Source organism: Nonomuraea sp. bgisy101, assembly GCF_057708945.1.
This window is the reverse complement of sequence record NZ_JBYITD010000024.1, coordinates 79,471-92,991: the sequence shown is the minus strand read 5'-3', so window position 1 is coordinate 92,991 and position 13,521 is coordinate 79,471. Positions and strand designations below refer to the sequence as shown.

The window sequence follows — 13,521 nt, the reverse complement described above, 5'->3', positions numbered from 1 at the left end:
AAGTTTGACGACGATATGAGGAGCCACTTGTGGCGACCATCGAAGTAACCGACCAGAACTTCAACGACATCGCCGACAAGGGGATCGTCCTGCTCGACTTCTGGGCGGCGTGGTGCGGCCCGTGCCGTACGTTCGGGCCGATCTTCGAGAAGGCTTCCGAGAAGCACGCCGACGTGACGTTCGGGAAGATCGACACCGAGGCGCAGCCCGGCCTGTCGGAGGGATTCGAGATCACCTCCATCCCGACGATCATGGCGATCCGTGACGGCATCGTCGTCTTCGCCCAGCCGGGCGCGCTGCCCGCGCCCGCGCTCGAGGACCTCATCGGGCAGGTCAAGGCGCTCGACATGGACGCCATCAGGGCGGAGCTGGCCCAGGAGATGGGCACCGCCTCCGAGCAGAACTAGAACCGGACTCCCGGAGCCCTCGCCCGCATGGGGTGAGGGCTCCGCCGCTTTGTCAGCGCAGGACGCCGACGCCCGCGTAGCCGATCGAGCTGGCGCTGTCACCGACCAGCGGCGGCTGCTCGGGACGCCAGTCCTTGGGGAAGACCAGGCCGGGCTCGACCAGCTCGTAGCCGTCGAAGAAGCGCCTGATCTCCTCCTCGGTGCGCAGCCTGAGCGAGGCGGTGGCGCGCTCGTAGATCTGCAGCGCCTCGGGCGTGGTGTCCGGCTTGGCGTCGATGGCGTGGCTGATGACCAGGTGGCTGCCCGGCACGCTCGCCTCCCTCAGCGCGCCGACGACGGGATAGGCCTCCGTGTCGGGCAGGAAGTGCAGGACGGCGAGCATCAGGAACGCCACAGGACGCCTGAAGTCGATCAGTTCGCCGAGCTCGACGAGGAGCTTGCCCGGCTCGCGGACGTCCCCGTGCAGGATGTCGACGTTCGTCCCGTCGGCCAGCAGCGCCCTGCCGTGCGCGCAGACGACGGGGTCGTAGTCGACGTACACGACCCTCGCGCCCGGCGCGCTCTCATGGGTGTTGCCCTGAGTGGGCAGGCCCGAGCCCAGGTCGACGATCTGGTCGACACCCTGGCTGACCAGGTGGCGTACGGCGCGGCCGAGGAAGGCGCGGTTCTCCTTGGCCGACCGTCTGGTCTCGGGGAAGAGCTGGAGGATCTGCTCGGCGGCGGCCCTGTCGGCGGCGAAGTTGTTCTTGCCGTCGAGGTAGTAGTCGTACATCCGCGCGACGTTGGGGACGCTCGGGTCCACTCCCTCGGGGGCCGGCTGACCATCCACGATTACTCCACACCTGGGTGACGTTGTCCTGGCGATCATAGAAGACGATTCGGTTTCATGTCCGCCGTACCGCGGACAACCAGGAGGTCCGCGGCACCAGGGGAAGCGGGCCGCGGCCCCCAGGGGAAACCGAGCGCCCGCCCCCTGAGTGAGGGAGCGGGCGCGTGGCGTGGCGGGGTCAGACCGACCGGTACAGCTCCGCCACCCGGAAGGCCAGGTCCAGCGACTGGCTCCGGTTGAGGCGGGGGTCGCACGCCGTCTCGTAGCGCAGCGAGAGGTCGTCCTCGACGATCTCCTGCCCGCCGCCGACGCACTCGGTCACGTCGTCACCGGTGAACTCGATGTGGATGCCGCCGGGGTGCGTGCCGAGCGCCCTGTGCACCTCGAAGAAGCCGGCCACCTCGTCCAGCACGTCGTCGAGCCGCCTGGTCTTGTGCCCGCTCGGGGCCTCGAACGTGTTGCCGTGCATGGGGTCGCAGATCCACGCCACCTGGGCGCCGGACGCGGTCACCTTCTCCACCAGCACCGGCAGGTGCTCGCGGATCTTGGACGCGCCCATCCGCGTGATGAACGTCAGCCGCCCCGCCTCGTTCTTCGGGTTCAGCTTGTCGACCAGCGCGAGCGCCTCCTCGGGCGTCGTCGTGGGGCCGAGCTTGACGCCGATCGGGTTGCGGATGCGGGAGAAGAACTCCACGTGCGCCCCGTCGAGCTGGCGGGTCCGCTCGCCGATCCAGACCATGTGCGCCGACACGTCGTACGGCAGGCCGGTGCGCGAGTCGACCCTGGTGAGCGCCCTGTCGTAGTCGAGGATGAGCGCCTCGTGCGAGGAGTAGAACTCCACCGTGTGGAACTCCTCGGGGTCGGCGCCGCAGGCCCGCATGAACGCCAGCGCCTGGTCGATCTCCCTGGCCAGCTGCTCGTAGCGGCGCCCGGCAGGCGACTCGGCCACGAAGTCCTGGTTCCACGCGTGCACCTGGCGCAGGTCGGCGTAGCCGCCCTTGGTGAAGGCGCGGGCGAGGTTGAGCGTGACGGCCGAGGAGTGGTAGGCGCGCAGCAGCCGCCACGGGTCGGGCTTGCGTGAGTCGGCGGTGAACTCGAACCCGTTGACCATGTCGCCGCGGTAGGCGGGCAGTTCCACGCCGTCGCGGACCTCGGTGCCCTTGGAGCGGGGCTTGGCGAACTGTCCCGCGACGCGGCCGATCTTCACGACCGGGACCTTGGCGGCGTAGGTGAGCACGATCGCCATCTGGAGCAGTGTCTTGAGCTTGTTGCGGACGTTGTCGGCGGTCGCGCCGGCGAACGTCTCGGCGCAGTCGCCGCCCTGCAGGACGAAGGCCTCGCCCCTGGCCACGGCGGCCAGCTGGTCCTTCAGCTGGTCGCACTCGCCCGCGAAGACCAGCGGTGGCAGTCCGCCGAGCTCGGCGACCACTTTCTCGAGCTCGCTGCGGTCGGGCCAGTCCGGCTGCTGGGCCGCGGTCATGGTTCGCCAGGAATCAAGGTTGCTCACGGCATACGAGGGTATTCCACCAGCCCCCCGCACGCCGACCTCGGCGTCCACGTTGTGAGAACGTGGCGGCGCCGGTGGCCGTGACCGTGTCCCCGAAAGGCCAGCGGGGCCGGACCTGCGCGCGCGGCCGTCCTGTCATGTCACCTGGTGGCCACATGTTCGGGACGGACGCCGTTGCCGATGAAGGTCCTGGCCAGGTTGTTGAGCAAGGGGACGCGCGTCAGGTCGGGCACCCGGGTGAGCCGCAGCGAACCCGACAGCGCGGGCGCGATCAGCCGCCTCTGCGCCACCTGCTGGGCCAGCTGCGTCACCCTGGTCGGGAACATGCGCCGCCGCTGGACCTCGCGCACCGCGGAGGGACCCTCCGCGAGGATGATGTTGGCCGTGGCGACCGCGTCCTGGACGGCCAGGTTGATCCCCACACCGAACACCGGTGTCATCGCGTGCGCCGCGTCGCCGATGCACAGGAATCCTGGCCGATACCAGCGGCGCAGCCGGTTGAGCGCGACGGTGAGGGTGCTGACGTCCTCGAAGCTCTTGAGCAGCGTGACCCGCTCGCCGAGGAACGGCAGCAGCCGGCCCACCTGGCGGCGCAGTTCCTCGATGCCCGCGGCGCGCAGCCGCTCGGCCCCGCCCTTGGGGACGACGTAGCCGAGCTGCCAGTAGGTCTCCCTGTTGATCGTGGCCATGAGCCGGCCCGGCGAGACGCGCAGGAAGGTGTCGCCGGGGTCGGTGTCCTCACGGGGCATCCTGAACCAGACGACGTCCATCGGCACGCCGAACTCCTTCGGCACCAGGCCCGCCGCCTTGCGCAGGACCGAGCCGCGGCCGTCGGCCGCGACCGTGAGGTCGGCCCTCAGCTCGTGCTCGCCGTCCTCGTCGCGGTACCGCAGGCCGCGCACGGCCCCGCCCTCGCGGATCAGCCCGTACGCCTCGGCGTTCATGAGCAGCCGGAACGACGGATACTTCGCGGCCTGGGAGGTGAGGAGGTCGAGGAAGTCCCACTGCGGGACGAAGGCGATGTAGTCGTAGCGTCCCGGTAGGCCGCGCAGGTCGGCCAGGTGACTGACCCCCGTGTCTGTCACCAGGTCGAGCCCGTACGCCTTGCGGTGCGGAATGCGGTGGAACTCCTCGGCCAGGCCCAGTTCGTCGAGCACCTGGAGGGTCGAGGGGTGGATCGTGTCCCCCCTGAAGTCGCGGAGGAAGTCGGCGTGCTTCTCCAGCAGCGTCACCTCGACGCCCGCTCTGGCCAGCAGCAGGGCGAGCATCGCGCCCGCCGGGCCGCCGCCTGCTATCACACAGCGCATAAATTCATCATGCGTTGAGATCCGTGGATGCGCAAGGGGCGCTCACATGAGGTCGGGCGGCGTCCCGTACCGGCTGCTCCATGCCTGGTACGGCAGGCTGCGGGCAGCGACGGCCCGGTGCGCGGACACGGCGGCGGCCAGCACGGTCGCCGACTGCGCGGCCACAGGACCCGCGGTGCGCCAGAGCAGCACGTGCCGCATCCAGAGCGGATTCCCCCTGAGGGGCAGCACGGTCACGGCGGGCCCCGCGTCGTAGAGCGCCTGGCAGGCCGACACCGCGTGCCCCGCGCCGACCAGCTCGCGCCGCACCCCCGCCTCCACCATCTGGTAGCGCGCCCGCGGTGAGAACCCCGCCGCCGCGCAGGCCTCCAGCAGGTGCTCGGGCCAGCCCATACCGTCCGACGGAGGCAGCACCCATTGCTCGCCTGCCAGCTCCGCCAGGTCCACCTCGTCGCGGCCCGCCAGCGGATGCCCCGACGACAGCGCCACGAAGACCGGCTCGACCGCCACCACCCCGAGCCCGAGTGACGCGTGCGACCGTAAGGCGTGGCCCGGGTAGTCGGCCACCAGCGCGACGTCGAGCCGGTCGTTGGCCACCATGTCCACCAGCACCCTGACGAAGTGCTCGGTCTGCAGCGTGATGCGCGAGTCGGGCAGCGTTCTCGACAGGCTCTCCAGCAGCGTGACGACGATCGGGTTCTCGAAGCTGCCGACGCGCACCACCGGATGGGCGGGCGTGCGCGCCTGCAGCAGGTCGTCCACGCCCGCGATGATGGAACGCGTCCTGGCCAGGACGAACTCCCCGAACGCGGTCGGCGACACGCCTCGGTGGTCGCGCTCGAAGACGGGCCCGCCGAGCGTCTGCTCGATGCGGCGCAGCTGGGCGGTCAACGCGGGCTGCGAGACCCCGAGCGACGCGGCGGCCCTGGTGACGCTGCCCTGGTCGGCGATGGTTCTCAGCACCCTCAGATGCCTCAGCTCCAACTGCATGCCCGGACCATAACACCGGGATTATCCCCATATGGGATGTCCCTGCGACCGCTGCACAGGCCGATATTTCGGGGCATGCGGATATTTGTTGCAGCGGTGCTGGCCCTCGCGTGGCTGGTCCCCCTTCCCGCCCTCGCCGAGCCGGGCAGCGCCACGGTCACGCAGGTCCAGGTGACGGGCCCGCCCGGCAAGCGCTTCAACCTGATCATCATGGGTGACGGGTACACCGAGAGCGAGCAGGCGGCCTTCAGAGCCGACGTCGACCGGCACCTCAACGTGATGTGGTCCATCGAGCCGTTCAAGTCCTACCGGAACTACATCAACGTCTACCGCGTGGACATCGTCTCGGGGGAGTCGGGCGTCAGCTGCGACCCCGACCTCACCTCGCCGAGGAAGACCACACCCCTGAGCATGGGCTTCTGGGGCGGCTGCAACGCCTCCAGCGTGCAGCGCCTGATCACCATGAACAACGCGGCGGCCACCCGCTACGCCAACATGATCGCCGGGACCACCTCCGCCAACCGGCAGATCATGGCGCTGGCCAACAGCGGCACCTACGGCGGCGCCGGCGGCTCGTACGCCACGGCCTCCGGCAGCAACGCCATGTCGGCGCTGATCAGCCCGCACGAGCTGGGACACTCGCTCGGCGGTCTGCAGGACGAGTACGACTACTACCAGCGCGGCGTCCCCGGCGGCCCCTACACCGGTGGCGAGCCGAGCAGCGCCCACCACAGCCTGCTCACCGAGCAGCAGATGAAGGACCAGCAGCGCAAGTGGTGGCGCTGGCTCGGCGACGCCAGCGAGTCCGGTGGCCCCATCGCCCGCTACGAGGGCGGCCTGTACACGACCACGGGCGTGTGGCGGCCCAGCAGGCACTCCATGATGAAGACCCTCGGCTACTACTTCGACCAGGTCAGCCGTGAGGTCATGGTCCGGCGCATCACCGCCAAGACCGACGTCGTCCAGGACGCCACCCCCACCGCCGCCCCCGTGGGCGCCGACCGCGTGCTGTGGGTCGAGCCGATGCACCCGGTCGGCCACGGCCTGGTCACCACGTGGAACGTCGACGGCAAGGACCTCCCGGGCGACGTCGACGTCCTCGACCTGCGCACGCTCGGCCTCACCCCCGGCACCCACACCGTGAGGGCGACCGTCACCGACCCGACGGACTTCGTCAGGGACCCCGCGATCAGGACCGCCATGACGAGCACCCGCACCTGGACCGTCGACACTGCGATCACCACCCCGCCCGACGGCGTCGCGCCCGCCATCGTCTCCTCCACCCCGACCGACCGGCCCGTCGGCGGTGCCGACGTCGTCTACGTCGAGACCACCCACCCCGCGGCCGCCGTCCCCGCCGTGACCTGGTCGCTGGACGGCAGGCAGATCGCCACCGGAACGGAGGTCGCGCTCAAGGGCCGCACCACGGGCGCGCACACGCTCACCGCCGCCCTCGGCGGCCAGACGCTCACGTGGAAGGTCGACGCCGTCGCCCCCACCACCGCCTACGAGCTGTCGAAGCCGCTGCTCAAGCCGGGCGCCGACACCTACATCTACAACGGGCCCTTCACCATGAGGCTCACCGGCGACGACGACAACGACGGTTACGTCGTCTCGGAGTCGCGGGTGGACGGCGACGGCTGGTTCAACTACTTCGGCTGGCCCACCTCCTCCGAGCAGCCGTGGACCTTCACCGAGACCGGCACCACCATCGACCACCTCGTGTACGGCAAGCTGCCCCGCGGCCGCCACACGATCGAGTACCGCTCGATCGACGCCTCGGGCAACCACGGCAGGGAGCGCGCCTTCACCGTCACCACGATCGCCCCGCCCCCCGCCTGCACGACGACCGTCACCGGCGCGCACCGCGGCCCGCTGACCGTGCGCGAGGGCGTGACCTGCCTGACCGGCGCCGAGATCACGGGCCCCGTCACCGTACGGCCGGGCGCCTCCCTCGTGGTGCGGGGCGGCACGGTCGAAGGCGCGCTCACCGCCTCGAAGGCCGCCGAGCTCCACCTGCTCGACACCGAGGTCGACGGCGCGCTCAGCGTCTCCGGCGGCGCGCTCACCGCCGTCGGCGCCAGGATCCGCGGCGCCGCCGTCCTGAACGGGACCACCGGCGCGATCGTCGCGGGCACCACGGTCAGGGGCGCGCTGACCTGCGCCGGGGCCACCCCCGACGACCTGGGCGCCCCCAACACCGTCACCGGCGCCACCACCTGCCGCTTCGCCGGCCAGGACGCCAGAGCCAGAACGCTGGGCGCCGAGGCGGGCCAGGACTACGAGGCGGTGACCAACTCCGCCGTACCCGAGCACGGCGAGGAGGGCCACCGGCACTACTAGAGCCGGTCGAGGACCTTGACCAGCGAGGTCATCGCCAGATCGCGCAGTGGAGCGTAGTCGGCCTCCGGGTACTGCCGGGGGCCGTTCTCCACCAGCAGGATGAGGTAGAGATACGCGCGATAGAGGTCGAGCCGCCGGTGTGCCCCAGGAGTCAGCTCCAGCGGGCGCACCGCGCGGTAGCCGGCCAGCAGCGGGTCGTCCTCGTCGATCTCGCGGAAGAGCGTCGGCGTGATCAGGTCGGCCAGCGGGTCGCCCCAGAAGGCGCGCTCGTGGTCGATGATCGCCTGGATGCGGGGGCGTCCCGTCAGGTCGAGGAAGACGTTGCCAGGCCAGACGTCGAAGTGGACCAGGTGCGGCGTGGTCACCTCGTCGAGCACGCCCGAGGCGCCCTCCAGCACCGCCCTCAGCTCGGCGACCGGGCGGGGGAGCGGGGTCGCCGGGTAGCGCAGCGCGTCGTCGAGCAGCGCCCCCACCATCCGCAGGTACGCCTCGCGCCACGTCGAGCCCGTCAGACCGTTGTGCGGGTAGCCGTACACCTCGCCGGTGACGGTGCTGAAACGGGCCAGATGGCCGCCCAGCTCGTACCGCAGCGCCGCGTTCGCGGCCTCGTCGAGCGCCGCCTGGTTCCACGGCGTGCCGTCGAGCGCGGACAGCACCAGGTAGTCGCCGCCGAGCACCGGATCGTCGAACCCCGCCTTCAGCAGCGCCGCCACCGGCACCCCCGCCGACGCCGCCAGCGGGTAGGCGGCCGCCTCCATGCGCAGCAGGTCGTGCTCGTAGGTGAGCTGCTCCAGCTCCGGCGGCGGCGACAGCTTCAGCACGACGCTGCGGCCGTCGTCGAGCGTCAGCCGCCACACCGCGTTGGCGAAGCCGTCGGCCAGCTCCACCGCGTCGCTCACGTGCGAGCCGACCGCCCGATGGGCGAGCCGCGACAACTCGTCCGCGGCCAGCCTGCGCTTGGTCCTGCTCTCCATCAGCGGACTCCGATCGTCCACGACGCTTCGTGCTCGTCACCCGGCTCCAGCACGACCAGGTCGGCTCCCGAGTTGAACGCGTCGGGCGGGAAGGTCATCGGCTCGACCGCCACACCCGTGTAGCCGAGGTGCGTGCCCGTGCAGACCTGCACCCACGGCATCACCGCCGGGTCCCAGCTCACCGTGATGTCGTCGACGGCGACCTCGCCCGACGACAGCCCCGTGAACGTGTGGTCGAGGGGGGTGTCTCCGAGCTCGCGGGGCTGCCTGAAGTCGTACGGCGTGCCCGCCACCTCCTCCAGCGAGCGCGGCAGCATCCGCTCGTCGGGCAGCAGCACCTTCTCGGCGGGCACGTGCAGCCGCCCGCCGAGAAGCCACGGGTGCGGGCCGCAGCCGTAGGGGGCGGCCCGCTCCCCGGAGTTCCCGCAGGAGACCGTCGTCGTCAGGCCCCGCTCGCCGAGCGCGTGGGTGACGAGGAACGACAGAGTGAAGGGGTAGCCGGGCGAAGGGGCGAGGTCGTACGCCAGCCGTACCCGCGACCCGTGCTCCTCGTCCACCCGCCACTCGGCCGCGTGGACGAGGCCGTGCAGGGCGTGGCCGCGCCCCGGCTCGTTGACCGGCAGCTCGTGGCGTTCGCCCGCGAACGTGTAGACGGCGCCGCCCACCCTGTTGGGCCACGGCGCCAGAAGGGTCCCCGCGAAGTAGGGGACGGGGCCGCCTTCGGGCCAGCTGGTGAGCAGCTCGCGCGCGCCGTGACGCAGGCCGCGGACGGCGGCGCCGCGGGTGCTGATCTCGGCGGTGTAGCCGGCGCCGGAAAGTGTGGGCACGAGGGGATTCCTTTCGACCGGCAAAGAATACAGAGGGGGTGCGCGGCGCTCAGGCGGTGCCGCGCAGCACCAGATGGGTGTCGAGGATGAGCACGGGCTGGCGCAGTTCCTCGCCGTTGATCCTGGCGACCAGCAGGTGCGCCATCTGCCTGCCCATCAGCTCCGTCGGCTGGTGGACGGTGGTGAGCGGGGGGTCGGTGTGCAACGCCACCTTGGAGTCCTCGAACCCGACCACGGCCACGTCGCCAGGGACGGAACGGCCCGCGGCCTTCAGCGCCCGCAGCGCGCCCACGGCCATCAGGTCGGAGGCGGCGAAGACCGCGTCGAGCCCGGGATGCGCCTCCAGCAGCTCGCGCATCGCGCTCTCGCCGCTCTCCTCGGAGAAGTCGCCGAAACCGACCAGCTCGCCCATGCCGGAGGCCAGCAACGCGTCGCGGTAGCCCGCGAGCCGGTCGACGCCCACGCCCATGTCCTGCGGGCCCGCGATCGTCGCGATCCTGGTGCGACCCAGGCCGAGCAGGTGCTTGACCGCCTGCCTGGCCCCCGCCCTGTTGTCCATGTCGACGTAGCTGAAGGCCTCGAGCCCGACGGGACGGCCGCCGAGCACGGTCGGCACGCCCATCGCCTCCAGCCTGCCGGGCAGCGGGTCCTCTCCGTGCAGCGACAGCAACAGCACGCCGTCGACGTGCTGCCCTGTCAGGTAGTGCTCCAGCCGCTCGTGCTCTTCAGGGGACTGCGCCATCGCGAGGATGAGCTGCAGCCCCGTCTCCGCCAGCGCCGAGCCGATGCCGCGGATGATGCCCGCGAAGTACGGCTCGTCGAAGATGCGTTGCTCCGACTCCGACACCACCAGCGCCACCGTGTCGGTACGTCGTGTGACCAGCGCCCTGGCCGCCCTGTTGGGGACGTAGCCGAGCTCCTCGATGGCCTTCAGCACGGCGTCCCTTGCCTTCGAGCTCACCTTCGGCGAGCCGTTGATGACGCGGGACACCGTGCCCCTGCCGACCCCTGCGAGCGCTGCGACCGCTTCGAGCGTCGGTCGGTTCATGGCCATTCAGCTATTGTGCCGGATCGTTTCCGCATACCACAGCGCGCTGTCCTTGGGGGTCCTGCGCTGGGTGGCGTAGTCCACGTGCAGGAGTCCGAAGCGCTTGCCGTACCCCCAGGCCCACTCGAAGTTGTCCATCAGCGACCAGGCGAAGTAGCCCTCCAGCGGCACCCCCTCGTCGATGGCGGTCCTGCAGGCGCGCAGGTGGGCGTCGAGGTAGGCGATGCGGTCGGTGTCCCGCACCCTTCCTTCGGACAGCACGTCGTCGAAGGCCGCGCCGTTCTCCGAGACGACCAGGGAGAGGCGGGGGTAGTCGGCGGCCACCCGCACCAGGATCTCCGTCAGGCCGCTGTCGTCGATCTCCCAGCCCATCGCCGTGACCGGCCGGCCGGCGTTGACGAACGAGACGTGCTCGCTGCCCACCCAGGGGGAGGCCGAGTCGGTCGGCGCGGCCGCTGCCGACGCTGCGCCACCGGGGGCGCCGGAGACGGTGAAGCGGCTGTAGTAGTTGACCAGCAGCATGTCGATCGGGGCCTTGATCGCCTCCTGGTCGCCGTCCTTCACGAACGCCATGTCCGTGACCTGCTCCAGGTCCTCCAGCACGTCGACCGGGTAGCGGCCCTTCAGCAGCGCGTCCAGGAAGAACCTGTTCTGCAGCCCGTCGACGCGCCGTGCCGCGTCGAGGTCGGCCGCGGTGTCCGTCGCGGGGGAGATCGCGTACAGGTTCACGCAGCCGCCGACCCTGTTGCCGTCGTTCTTGAGCACCCGCGCCGACAGGCCGTGCGCCAGGTTGAGGTGGTGCGCGGCCCTGATGGCGCTCGCGGGCTCGCGCCGTCCCGGCGCGTGCTCGCCCGAGGCGTAACCGAGGAAGGCGGCACACCACGGCTCGTTGACCGTGGACCAGTTGCGCACCCTGTCACCCAGCGCCTCGTGCACGGCCGCGGCGTACTCGGCGAAACGGTAGGCGGTGTCCCGCTCGGGCCAGCCGCCCCTGTCCTCCAGCGACTGCGGCAGGTCCCAGTGGTAGAGCGTCACCCACGGTTCCACCCCGCGGCCGAGCAGCTCGTCCACCAGGCGCCGGTAGAAGTCGAGCCCCCGCTGGTTGATCGCGCCCATCCCGTCGGGCTGCACACGCGGCCACGAGATCGAGAAGCGGTAGGCGCTCAGCCCCAGCTCGGCCATCAGCGCCACGTCGTCGCGGTAGCGGTGGTAGTGGTCGATGGCCACGTCGGCGTTGTCGCCGCCCAGCACCCTGCCAGGCTTTCTGGAGAACACGTCCCAGATGGACTGGCCGCGCCCGTCCTCGCCGACCGCCCCCTCGATCTGGTACGCCGAGGTAGCCGCGCCCCACGTGAAGCCGGTGGGGAACAGCAGCCGGTCGTCGAGCCGGTCCTGTTGGGTTGTCACGCCTTGACCGCACCTTCCATGATGCCGCCGACGATCTGCCGGCCGAACGCGATGAACACGATGATGAGCGGGATGATGGACAGCGCGGTCCCCGCGAAGATCAGCACGTAGTTCGTGGAGAACCGCTCGTTGAGCGCCTGGATGGCGATCTGCACGGTGGGGTTGTCGGGCGTCAGCACGATCATCGGCCACATGTAGTCGTTCCACAGCAGCATGAAGGTGTTGATGCCGAGCACCGCCATGCCCGGCCGTACGGCGGGCAGCACGACGTTCCACCAGATCCGCATCGTCGAGGCGCCGTCCACCCTGGCCGCCTCGACCAGCTCGTTCGGGACCGCCTGCTCGGTGTACTGGGTCATCAGGAACACGCCGAAGCCGTTGAGCAGGTACGGCAGGATCACCGCCGTGAGCGTGCCCGTCCACTCCAGGTCGACCATGAGCCGGTAGAGCGGCACGACGCCCATCTGCTGCAGCGGCACCATCATCGTCACCAGGATCGTCAGCAGCAGTAGTCTCCTGCCCCGAAAGCGCAGCCTCGAGAACGAGAACCCGGCCAGCGTCGAGATCAGCACCACCGACACCGTCACGACGGTCGCCACGATGAAGGAGTTCATCAGCCCGGTCATGAAGTGGGCGTCCTCGTTGGCCAGCACCGCCTGGATGTTCTCGCCCAGGTTGCCGCCCGGCAGGAACGGCGGAGGGACCTCCACGGCGTCGTCGTTGGTGCGCGAGGCGATGACGAGCATCCAATAGAGGGGGAAGGCCGACAGCACGATCGCGAGCGCCAGCATGACCCTGGTCATGACGGTGGCGTTCCACAGCCTGGGGCTGCCTGAAGAGCCGGTCATCTGGTGCCCCCGATCCGGCGGACGAACAGGAAGTTGATCAGGGCGCCGAGGAGGATGAGCAGGAACAGCAGCCAGGCCGCCGCTGCGGCGTAGCCGTAGTCGAACTCCCTGAAGCCCTGCTTGACGATGAACATCGCCACCGTCTGGAACTGGCCCTGCGAGCCGCCGTCCACGTTGCCGTTGTAGAAGGTGGTCGGCTCGGCGAACAGGGTGAGGCCGCCGATCGTCGAGTTCAGCACCACGAAGATCAGCGTCGGGCGCAGCATCGGCAGCGTGATCTGCCAGAACTGCCTGCGCCGCGAGGCCCCGTCGATCGAGGCCGCCTCGTACAGGTCGCGCGGGATCGTCTGCATGCCGGCGAGGAAGATGATCGCGTTGTAGCCGGTCCATCGCCAGTCGACCATGGTGGCGATCGCCAGCCACGAGGGCAGCCGCTCGGCGCGCCAGTTGATCGGCTCGATGCCGAACCAGCTCAGCACCCAGTTCACCAGGCCCCAGTCCCTGGCGTACAGCTGGGTGAAGACCACCGCGACCGCCACCACCGAGGTGACCAGCGGCAGCAGCACGCTCATCCTGATCGCCAGCCGCAGGCGCAGGCGCTTGTTGAGCGCGTTGGCCAGCAGCAGCGCCAGCAGCAGCTGGGGGATGGTGGCCAGCAGGAAGATCCCGACGGTGTTGACGACCGCGTTCCAGAAGTCCTCGTCGGCCAGCAACTGGGCGTAGTTGCCCAGGCCCGCCCACTCGGTGGTTCCCGCCAGGTCATAGTCGTACAGCGAGTACCACAATGTGAAGGCCAGCGGGAACAGCCCGAAGAACGCGAAAAGCACAAAATAGGGGGAGATCAGGAAGTACGGCATGGCCCTGATGTCCAGGACGGACCGCCAGCGCCTGCCGTTCCTCGGCGGTGGCGGTGCGGCGACCCTCGAGGGCGCCTTTTCCAGGTGAAGGCTCATGGAGACCTCTCGCTTCGGGGACCGGCGACCGGCCCGCCTGCGACGGGTCGCAACGGCGGGCCGGAGCCGGTCACGGGATCG

At 70.3% G+C, this 13,521-nt stretch carries 12 protein-coding genes; 2 read left to right on the top strand and 10 right to left on the bottom strand.

All coding sequences use genetic code 11. The features are described from left to right. The first annotated feature begins 29 nt into the window (after positions 1-29). Positions 30-407, top strand: a complete 378-nt coding sequence (locus tag AC3EO4_RS36970; RefSeq protein ID WP_379571922.1) for a thioredoxin family protein — start codon at positions 30-32, stop codon at positions 405-407. Positions 408-459: 52 nt separating this feature from the next. Here AC3EO4_RS36970 and AC3EO4_RS36965 read toward each other — a convergent pair whose 3' ends face one another. The 4 genes from AC3EO4_RS36965 to AC3EO4_RS36950 form a co-directional block, all read right to left on the bottom strand. Then, entirely contained in the window at positions 460-1,236 is a 777-nt protein-coding gene (locus AC3EO4_RS36965) for an SAM-dependent methyltransferase (RefSeq protein ID WP_431900096.1), read from the bottom strand. A gap of 178 nt (positions 1,237-1,414) precedes the next feature. Further along, a complete protein-coding gene (locus tag AC3EO4_RS36960; protein WP_379571918.1) occupies positions 1,415-2,743 on the bottom strand; it encodes a class II 3-deoxy-7-phosphoheptulonate synthase in 1,329 nt (442 codons plus the stop codon). Positions 2,744-2,883: 140 nt separating this feature from the next. Then, positions 2,884-4,050 carry an FAD-dependent oxidoreductase gene (locus tag AC3EO4_RS36955; protein ID WP_431900094.1) on the bottom strand — a complete coding sequence of 389 codons (1,167 nt, stop codon included), beginning with the start codon at positions 4,048-4,050 and terminating at the stop codon, positions 2,884-2,886. Between the two features lie 42 nt (positions 4,051-4,092). Continuing rightward, positions 4,093-5,040 carry a LysR family transcriptional regulator gene (locus AC3EO4_RS36950; protein WP_431900093.1) on the bottom strand — a complete coding sequence of 316 codons (948 nt, stop codon included), beginning with the start codon at positions 5,038-5,040 and terminating at the stop codon, positions 4,093-4,095. A 75-nt stretch (positions 5,041-5,115) separates the two neighbouring features. On the opposite strand from AC3EO4_RS36950, the gene AC3EO4_RS36945 reads away from it, so the two are divergent. After that, positions 5,116-7,383 carry a M64 family metallopeptidase gene (locus AC3EO4_RS36945; RefSeq protein ID WP_431900091.1) on the top strand — a complete coding sequence of 756 codons (2,268 nt, stop codon included), beginning with the start codon at positions 5,116-5,118 and terminating at the stop codon, positions 7,381-7,383. Here the strand turns inward: AC3EO4_RS36945 and AC3EO4_RS36940 are convergent. Genes AC3EO4_RS36940 through AC3EO4_RS36915 form a run of 6 tightly spaced genes read right to left on the bottom strand, consistent with a single transcriptional unit; the run spans position 7,380 to position 13,440 of the window. Then, positions 7,380-8,378, bottom strand: a complete 999-nt coding sequence (locus tag AC3EO4_RS36940) for a phosphotransferase (protein ID WP_379571910.1) — start codon at positions 8,376-8,378, stop codon at positions 7,380-7,382. The genes AC3EO4_RS36945 and AC3EO4_RS36940 overlap by 4 nt on opposite strands. Then, positions 8,357-9,184 (bottom strand): aldose 1-epimerase family protein, encoded by an 828-nt coding sequence (locus AC3EO4_RS36935; RefSeq protein WP_379571908.1) that lies wholly within the window; start codon positions 9,182-9,184, stop codon positions 8,357-8,359. The genes AC3EO4_RS36940 and AC3EO4_RS36935 overlap by 22 nt, the downstream gene beginning before the upstream one ends. Before the next feature lie 49 nt (positions 9,185-9,233). Continuing rightward, positions 9,234-10,238, bottom strand: a complete 1,005-nt coding sequence (locus AC3EO4_RS36930) for a LacI family DNA-binding transcriptional regulator (protein ID WP_379571906.1) — start codon at positions 10,236-10,238, stop codon at positions 9,234-9,236. Beyond that, the gene (locus AC3EO4_RS36925) at positions 10,239-11,639 is read right to left on the bottom strand and encodes a GH1 family beta-glucosidase (RefSeq protein ID WP_431900088.1); all 1,401 of its coding nucleotides are present in this window, start codon (positions 11,637-11,639) and stop codon (positions 10,239-10,241) included. Beyond that, a complete protein-coding gene (locus AC3EO4_RS36920; RefSeq protein ID WP_431900087.1) occupies positions 11,636-12,487 on the bottom strand; it encodes a carbohydrate ABC transporter permease in 852 nt (283 codons plus the stop codon). Before AC3EO4_RS36920 ends, AC3EO4_RS36925 begins: the two co-directional genes overlap by 4 nt. After that, positions 12,484-13,440, bottom strand: a complete 957-nt coding sequence (locus AC3EO4_RS36915; protein ID WP_431900086.1) for a carbohydrate ABC transporter permease — start codon at positions 13,438-13,440, stop codon at positions 12,484-12,486. Before AC3EO4_RS36915 ends, AC3EO4_RS36920 begins: the two co-directional genes overlap by 4 nt. Between the last annotated feature and the right edge of the window lie 81 nt (positions 13,441-13,521).

Bases quoted from the DNA above. Each gene is read 5' to 3' on its own strand.
- AC3EO4_RS36955 (WP_431900094.1), bottom strand. From the start codon at position 4,050: ATGCGCTGTGTGATAGCAGGCGGCGGCCCGGCGGGCGCGATGCTCGCC.
- AC3EO4_RS36950 (WP_431900093.1), bottom strand. From the start codon at position 5,040: ATGCAGTTGGAGCTGAGGCATCTGAGGGTGCTGAGAACCATCGCCGAC.
- AC3EO4_RS36945 (WP_431900091.1), top strand. From the start codon at position 5,116: ATGCGGATATTTGTTGCAGCGGTGCTGGCCCTCGCGTGGCTGGTCCCC.
- AC3EO4_RS36930 (WP_379571906.1), bottom strand. From the start codon at position 10,238: ATGGCCATGAACCGACCGACGCTCGAAGCGGTCGCAGCGCTCGCAGGG.
- AC3EO4_RS36920 (WP_431900087.1), bottom strand. From the start codon at position 12,487: ATGACCGGCTCTTCAGGCAGCCCCAGGCTGTGGAACGCCACCGTCATG.
- AC3EO4_RS36915 (WP_431900086.1), bottom strand. From the start codon at position 13,440: ATGAGCCTTCACCTGGAAAAGGCGCCCTCGAGGGTCGCCGCACCGCCA.